This is a genomic window from Phytobacter palmae, from assembly GCF_039409775.1.
In the GTDB taxonomy this organism is placed as follows: domain Bacteria; phylum Pseudomonadota; class Gammaproteobacteria; order Enterobacterales; family Enterobacteriaceae; genus Phytobacter; species Phytobacter palmae.
Genome location: NZ_JBCIVJ010000061.1, coordinates 1 through 1,057, shown reverse-complemented (window position 1 = coordinate 1,057; position 1,057 = coordinate 1). Strand labels below are relative to the sequence as shown.

1 protein-coding gene is annotated in these 1,057 nt (G+C 55.5%); it reads right to left on the bottom strand.

The window, feature by feature from the left end; genetic code table 11:
• Window positions 1-8 precede the first annotated feature (8 nt).
• Window positions 9-1,057 (bottom strand): IS3 family transposase gene (locus AAIG39_RS25625; RefSeq protein ID WP_343195055.1). Its coding sequence is split into 2 segments (ribosomal slippage), with 1,050 coding nucleotides annotated over them: window positions 9-871 and window positions 871-1,057; the frame shifts between segments, so codons are not numbered across the junction. This gene is flagged as partial in the annotation.

The following is a 1,057-nucleotide window of genomic DNA, read 5'->3' as shown; positions in this document are numbered from 1 at the left end:
TACAACCTTCAGTTAGTAATGTCGGTTGGTTTTTCTTCATATTTCCCGTTTCGCCAGCCCGCCGCAAATTCAGCCGGAGTCTGGTAGTTCAGCGATGAATGTGGACGACACTCGTTATAATCCTGCCGCCAGTCATTAATCGTTTTCCTCGCGTGAACGATATCGCTGAACCAGTGCTCATTGAGGCACTCATCCCTGAATCGTCCGTTAAAACTTTCAATAAATCCGTTCTGTGTTGGCTTGCCCGGCTGGATAAGCCGCAGCTCCACCCCATGCTCATAAGCCCACTGGTCAAGTGCTCTGCAGGTAAACTCCGGCCCCTGGTCAGTTCTTATCGTCGCCGGATAGCCGCGAAACAGTGCAATGCTGTCCAGAATTCGCGTGACCTGAACGCCTGAAATCCCGAATGCGGTGGTAATTGTCAGACACTCCTTCGTGAAATCGTCCACGCAGGTCAGGCACTTGATCCTGCGACCGGTGGCCAGCGCGTCCATGACAAAATCCATCGACCAGGTCAGGTTGGGCGCCTCCGGGCGGAGCAGCGGCAGACGTTCTGTTGCCAGCCCTTTACGACGTCGTCTGCGTTTTACGCCCAGCCCGTTAAGGTGGTAAAGACGGTACACGCGCTTGTGATTAACATGAAGGCCTTCACGGCGCAGTAACTGCCAGATGCGTCGGTAGCCAAAACGCCTGCGCTCCAGTGCCAGCTCAGTGATGCGCCCTGATAAATGCGCATCAGCCGCCGGACGCTGAGCCTCATAGCGGCAGGTCGACAGGGACAAACCTGTAAGCCTGCAGGCACGACGTTGCGACAGACCGGTCGCATCACACATAAACTCAACGGCTTCCCGCTTCTGGTCTGTCGTCAGTACTTTCGCCCCAGAGCCACCTGAAGTGCCTCCTTATCCAGCATGGCTTCGGCAAGTAGCTTCTTGAGTCTGGCGTTCTCTTCCTCAAGCGACTTCAGGCGCTTAACCTCGGGCACCTCCATACCGCCATACTTCTTACGCCAGGTGTAAAAGGTGGCGTCGGAAATGGCGTGCTTACGGCAGAGCTC